Annotated in this window: 5 protein-coding genes; all 5 read right to left on the reverse strand. The window is 65.2% G+C overall.

Going from position 1 to position 6,670, the window contains the following annotated elements:
- Positions 1–77: 77 nt before the first annotated feature.
- Entirely contained in the window at positions 78–1,526 is a 1,449-nt protein-coding gene (locus ABIC09_RS30370) for an aldehyde dehydrogenase family protein (protein ID WP_148751313.1), read from the reverse strand.
- A gap of 21 nt (positions 1,527–1,547) precedes the next feature.
- Positions 1,548–2,906, reverse strand: coding sequence for a glucarate dehydratase (gene gudD, locus ABIC09_RS30375; protein ID WP_354111565.1), 1,359 nt, complete (start codon positions 2,904–2,906; stop codon positions 1,548–1,550).
- Between the two features lie 23 nt (positions 2,907–2,929).
- Positions 2,930–3,874 carry a 5-dehydro-4-deoxyglucarate dehydratase gene (gene kdgD / locus ABIC09_RS30380; RefSeq protein WP_148751315.1) on the reverse strand — a complete coding sequence of 315 codons (945 nt, stop codon included), beginning with the start codon at positions 3,872–3,874 and terminating at the stop codon, positions 2,930–2,932.
- Between the two features lie 127 nt (positions 3,875–4,001).
- The gene (locus tag ABIC09_RS30385) at positions 4,002–4,907 is read right to left on the reverse strand and encodes a LysR family transcriptional regulator (protein ID WP_354111566.1); all 906 of its coding nucleotides are present in this window, start codon (positions 4,905–4,907) and stop codon (positions 4,002–4,004) included.
- 126 nt (positions 4,908–5,033) lie between these two features.
- Positions 5,034–6,386, reverse strand: coding sequence for an MFS transporter (locus ABIC09_RS30390; protein WP_354035104.1), 1,353 nt, complete (start codon positions 6,384–6,386; stop codon positions 5,034–5,036).
- Positions 6,387–6,670 lie beyond the last annotated feature (284 nt).

The following is a 6,670-nucleotide window of genomic DNA, read 5'->3' on the forward strand; positions in this document are numbered from 1 at the left end:
ATGTCTCTGTCTGCGGAAGCAGAAGAGGTGGGTTACGCTGCGCTAACCCACCCTACGATGTCTACGATATCAACCTATCAACCCGGATAGGTATAGGCGGTCTTCACCGTGGTGTAGAACTCGCGCGCATAGGAGCCCTGCTCGCGGGCGCCGTAGCTCGAGCCCTTCCGGCCGCCGAACGGCACGTGATAATCGACGCCGGCGGTCGGCAAGTTGACCATCACCATGCCGGACTCGCTGTTGCGCTTGTAGTGCGAGGCGTATTTCAGGCTGGTGGTGCAGATGCCGGAGGCGAGGCCGAATTCGGTGTCATTGGAGATCGCCAGCGCTTCCTCGTAGTTCTTGGCGCGGATGACGGTCGCGACCGGGCCAAAAATCTCCTCACGCGCGATGCGCATGTTGTTGTTGGCTTCCGTGAACAGCGCTGGCTGGAGGTAGTGGCCGGGCGTCTCGCGCGTGAGCAGTTCGCCGCCCCAGGCGAGTTTCGCGCCCTCTTCCTGGCCGATCTTGATGTAGCGCAGGTCCTGGTCGAGCTGGCTCTGATCGACCACGGGGCCGATATGGACGCCGGCCTTGAGTGCGTCGTCCACCGACAGGCCCTTCAGGCGCTCGGCCATCGCCGCGACGAAGCGGTCATGGATGCCTTCGGTGACGATCAGGCGGGAAGACGCCGTGCAGCGCTGGCCGGTCGAGAAATAGGCCCCGTTGACGGCGACCTCGACGGCGGTCTTGAGGTCCGCGTCGTCGAGCACGACCAGCGGATTCTTGCCGCCCATCTCGAGCTGGAACTTCTTCATCGGGTTCGACAGCACGCAGGCCTGCGCGATCTTGCGGCCGGTCTGCACCGAGCCGGTGAAGGAGATCGCGGCGACATCCGGATGGTCGAGCAAGGTCTGGCCGACCACCGAGCCGGAGCCGACCACGAGGTTGAAGACGCCTGCCGGGATGCCGGAGCGGGCGATGATCTCGGACAATGCATGCCCGGAGCCCGGCACCAGCTCGGCCGGCTTGAACACCACCGTGTTGCCGTAGCAGAGCGCGGGCGCGATCTTCCAGGCCGGGATCGCGATCGGGAAATTCCAGGGCGTGATCATGCCGATGACGCCCACCGGCTCGCGGGTGAGCTCGACGTCGAGACCGGGGCGGACAGAGGCGCCCTTCTCGCCGATCAGGCGAAGCGCTTCACCTGCGAAGAACGCGAAGATCTGGCCGGCGCGCGCGACCTCGCCGATGCCCTCGGGGAGCGTCTTGCCTTCCTCGCGGGCAAGCAGGCGGCCGAGCTCTTCCTTGCGGGCGAGGATTTCGAGAGAAATCTTGTTCAGCGCGTCATAGCGCACCTGCGGCGTCGACTGGGCCCATGCGGGGAAGGCGGCTTTCGCGGCCGCGATTGCCTTCTCGGTCTGCGCCTTGTCGGCCTTGGCGTATTCGCCGACCAGATCGTTGGTGTTGGAGGGGTTGATGTTCTTAGTGACGCCGGAGCCGTCGACCCATTCGCCGCCGATGAAGTTTTTCAGGATCGCTGTCATCTTTTTCCTCCAGGGAAGTTCTTAACGCACGAGGCAGGGACGCTTGTCGTCAAAGGTCCAGCCGGGGATCAGGTCCTGCATGGCAGTAGCGTCATCGCGGGCTCCGAGTCCATGCTGCTTGTAGAGCTCATGCGCGGCCTCGACGGCCGCACGGTCGATCTCGATGCCGAGGCCCGGACGATCCGGGACCGCGATCCTGCCGCCCTTGATTTGGAGCGGCTCTTTCGTCAGCGCCTGGCCGTCCTGCCAGATCCAGTGGGTGTCGATCGCGGTGACCTTGCCGGGGGCCGCGGCGCCGACATGGGTGAACATGGCGAGCGAAATGTCAAAATGGTTGTTCGAGTGCGAGCCCCAGGTCAGGCCGTTGTCACGGCAAGTCTGGGCGACGCGCACGGAGCCTTGCATGGTCCAGAAATGGGGATCGGCCAGCGGAATGTCCACTGCACCCAGGCGCAGTGCGTGGCTGAGCTGGCGCCAGTCGGTGGCGATCATGTTGGTTGCGGTCGGCAGGCCCGTGGCGCGGCGGAACTCGGCCATGATCTCGCGGCCGGAGAAGCCGGCCTCGGCGCCGCAGGGATCCTCGGCATAGGCGAGGATGCCGTGCATGTTCTTGCAGAGGCTGATGGCCTCGTCGAGCGACCAGGCGCCGTTCGGATCGAGCGTGACGCGGGCGTTGGGAAAGCGCTTTGCGATGGCCGTGACGGCCTCGATCTCCTGCTCGCCGCGGAGCACGCCTCCCTTGAGCTTGAAGTCGGCGAAGCCGTAATGGTCCTGGGTTGCTTCCGCCAGGCGCACCACCGTCTCCGGCGTCATCGCCTCCTGATGGCGGAGGTTGAACCAGTCGGGTTTGCCGGTTTCGCCCTTGACGTAATCGAGCCTGGATTTGCTGATGTCGCCGACGAAGAAGAGATAGCCGAGCGTCTCGACGCTCTTCCGCTGCTGACCTTCGCCGAGCAGCGCCGCGACGGGAAGATTGAGGTGCTGGCCGAGCAGGTCGAGCAGGGCCGATTCGATCGCGGTAACCGCGTGGATCATCACGCGAAGGTCAAATGTCTGCTTGCCGCGGCCACCGGCATCGCGGTCGGCGAAGGCCGTGCGGACGTCCGCGAGGATGTTGTTCAGCGCGCCGACGGTCTTGCCGATCACGAGATCGCGGGCGTCCTGGAGCGTCTGCCAGATCTTTTGCCCGCCCGGCACCTCGCCGACGCCGGTGTGGCCGGCATTGTCGGTGAGGATGACGATGTTGCGGGTGAAGAACGGCGCATGCGCGCCGCTCAGGTTGAGGAGCATGCTGTCGCGGCCCGCGACCGGGATCACCTGCATCGTTGTGACGACCGGTGCGCCGGCGACTGGCGCGCAGGAGATATCAGTCTGGGCCATCGCACGCTCCTCCCTGTCGTTTGTTATTCTGCAGCCTGTTGTGACGATCGAATGGCGGGCAGATTTTTGACCAGCGCGGTCAGTTCCGCAATCTCCTGCTCGGAGAGATCGGTCAGCGGCGGACGGACCGGGCCGGAATCGCGGCCGATGACCTTCATGCCGGCCTTGATGATCGACACCGCATAGCCCTTCTTGCGGTTGCGGATCGCGATCAGCGGCAGGATGAAATCCTTCAGGCCGGCGTGGATCGTCGCATGGTCGCGCTTGCGCACCGCGGCGTAGAAGTTGGTGGCGAACTCCGGAACGAAGTTGAACACGGCCGACGAGTAGGTCGTCACGCCCATGTCGAGATAGGGCAGCGCAAACGTCTCGGCGGTCGGCAGGCCGCCGACATAGGTCAGGCGGTCGCCGAGCTTGGTGTAGACGCGGGTCATCAGCTCGATATCGCCAATGCCGTCCTTGTAGCCGACGAGGTTCGGGCAGCGCTCAGCGAGGCGGGCGACCGTGTCGGGCTGGAGGATGGCGTTGTCGCGGTTATAGACGATGACGCCGATCTTCACGGCGGCGCAGACGGCCTCGACGTGGGCGGCAAGGCCTTCCTGCTCGGAATGGGTGAGGTAGGGCGGCAGCAGCAACAGGCCGTCAGCGCCGGCCTTCTCGGCGCCGATCGCGATCTCGCGGGCGATTGCGGTGCCATAGCCGGTGCCGGCGAGCACGGGCACGCGGCCCTTGGTCTCCTCGACGGCGACCCTGACCACCTCAGGGACTTCGGTCGGGGTCAGCGAGAAGAACTCTCCGGTGCCGCCGGCGGCGAATAGACCTGCGACATCATAGCCGCACAGCCAGTCCATGTTGGCGCGATAGGTGGTCTCGTCGAAGGAATAGTCAGCCTTGAACGGCGTGACGGGGAAGGACAGGAGGCCGGATCCGATCTTCTCGGCCATTTCCTGCGGGGTCATCTTGCTCATGGGCGCTGCTCCCTGTTTCTCGTGTTGTGGCGGCCGCAACAAGGCCGCGCGTCCATGCGCCGCTGTTTAGGAGACCGTTCGATGCGCGTCCAAGCCAAAGCCTATATCGACCGATGCGGATTGAGCATCAATCTTCCACCACCTCGGCCGAGGACAATTCGCTGGCGATCTTGACCAGCGCGGACAGCAGCGGATTCTCGTCGTCGCGGCGCCAGACCATGAAGAGCTCGACCGCAACGCGGTTGCGCAGCTTCAGCGGCCGCAGCCGAACGTCGGAGATTTTCAGGCCGGCGGCCGCGGCCGGCACGATGGCGAGGCCAAGGCCGGCGCGCACCATCGCGAGGATCGAGTGGATCTGGCTCAGATGCTGGACATAGCGTGGCAGGATGTCGGCGCGGGTGAACAGCGCGACCAGGAGATCGTGGAAGTAGCGGCTCTCATAGGGCGAATACATCACGAAGGGCTGGCCGTCGAAGTCCTTGATGGTGATGCTGTCGGCATTCGCCAGCGGATGCTTCTTCGGGATCGCGGCGAGCAGCGGCTCGGCGACGACGCGGCGGCTGGCAAGCTCGGGTCGCGCGATCGGGGGGCGCAGCAGGCCGGCATCGATCTGGCCCGAGGTCAGCGCCTCGAACTGGTCGCCTGAGACCATCTCCTTCAGCGAAAAATCGACCTCCGGCAGCTTGGCGCGGCAGGCCGCGACCAACTCGGGCAGGAAGCCGTAGGCGGCCGCGGCCGTAAAGCCGATCTTCAGCGAGCCGATTTTGCCGAGCGCGATGCGGCGGGCGACCTGCGAGGCGCTTTCCGCGAGCTTCAGGATGCGGCGGGCCTCGGGCAGAAAGCTGCGCCCGGCCGGCGTCAGGCGCACCGAACGGCTGGTGCGCTCCAGCAGCGGCGCGTCGATGATGTGCTCCAGCACCTGGATCTGCCGCGATAGCGGCGGCTGAGTCATGTTCAGCCGCGCCGCGGCACGGCCGAAGTGCAGTTCTTCGGCCACCGTGACGAAACAGCGGAGCTGGTTGAGGTCGAACATCGATACATGCCTTAGATGAATAAGGCGTTTCCCCGGCACTTCTAGCATCGATCATCCCCAAAACAAAGACGGCGGCCTTGTGAGCCGCCGTTGAGTTGCCTGTCCCGCTCCGATCACTCGGAGCGCTCAGGAGGAACGTTTGAGCACCACCCGCTCGATCTTGCCGACCACCACGAGATAGGCGACCGCGGCCACCAGCGCGTTGATGCCGACGAACACCAAGGCACCGTTGAAGGAGCCGGTCGCGGCCACGATGTAGCCGATCACGATGGGCGTGGTGATCGAGGAGAGATTGCCGAAGGAGTTGAACAGGCCGCCGGAGACGCCGCCGGCCTCCTTGGGGGAGGTGTCGGAGACGACCGCCCAGCCGAGCGCGCCGATGCCCTTGCCGAAGAAAGCGAGCGCCATGAAGCCGACCACCAGCGCCTGGCCGTCGACATAGTTGCAGGCGATGATTGACATCGACAGCAGCATGCCGCCGACGATCGGGATCTTGCGCGCCATGGTCAGCGATCCGGTCTTGCGCAGGATGGCGTCGGAGATGACGCCGCCGAGTACGCCGCCGATGAAGCCGCACAGCGCGGGCAGCGTCGCGACGAAGCCGGCTTGCAGGATCGACAGGCCGCGCTCTTTGACCAGGTACACCGGGAACCAGGTCAGGAAGAAATAGGTCAGCGTGTTGATGCAGTACTGGCCGAGATAGACGCCGAGCATCATACGGTTGGAGAGCAGCTGGCGGATATGGTCCCATTTCGGGCCGGAATCCGGCGCACGCTCTCTCTTCACATCGTCCTTGGGCGCGTCGAGATCGACCAGCGCGCCGCCTTCCTTGATGTAGTCGAACTCGGCCTCGTTGATCGAAGGATGCTCCTTCGGTCCGTAGACGGTCTTGATCCAGGCGAGGCCCATGATGACGCCGAGGCCGCCCATCACGAAGAACACGTAGCGCCAGCCGTAATCATGGGCGATCCAGCCCATTAGCGGCGCGAAGATCACTGTGGCGAAATACTGCCCCGAATTGAAGAAGGCCGATGCGGTGCCGCGCTCATTGCCGGGAAACCAGGCGGCGACGATGCGGGCATTAGCGGGGAAGGACGGCGCTTCCGCGACGCCGACCAGGAGGCGAAGCGCGAACAGCACAACGATCGCAGCGCCGGCGCCGAAGAAGCCGACCCAGCCCTGCATCATCGTGAACAGCGACCAGACGATGATGCTGAAGGCATAGACGAGACGCGAGCCGTAGCGGTCGAGCAGCCAGCCGCCCGGCACCTGCGCGGCGACATAGGACCAGCCGAACGCCGAGAAGATCCAGCCCATGGCGACGGGATCGAGATGAAGTTCCTTGGCGAGCGCGGGGCCCGCGATCGAGAGCGTGGCGCGGTCGGCGTAATTGACGGTCGTGACCAGGAACAGCATGGTCACGATGAACAGCCTGACGCGAGACCTCCTCACGTCGGTTGCGGACACGACTGCGCTCATCAGGCGCCTCCTTAGAACTCGAAATGTTTCCTCACCACGACTCCTAGAGGCGCACGCGGGAAAGTGTCCAAGTTCAAGGGAGTATCGATTGATACCGTTTTTGAATTGATGGAACGAGGTGGCGCCAAGAACCAGGATCGCTCGCTTCGCGGGCGATGGCGTGAGTGTGCGGGGGGGGGGGGGGGGGCCCCCCCCCCCCCCGCCGGGGGGGCCCCCCCCCCCCCCCACCACCCCGCCACCCCGGCCCCCCCGCGGGGGGGGGGAGGGCCCGCCCCCCCCCCGCC

Source organism: Bradyrhizobium sp. S3.12.5 (genome assembly GCF_040548225.1).
Lineage (GTDB): Bacteria > Pseudomonadota > Alphaproteobacteria > Rhizobiales > Xanthobacteraceae > Bradyrhizobium > Bradyrhizobium cytisi.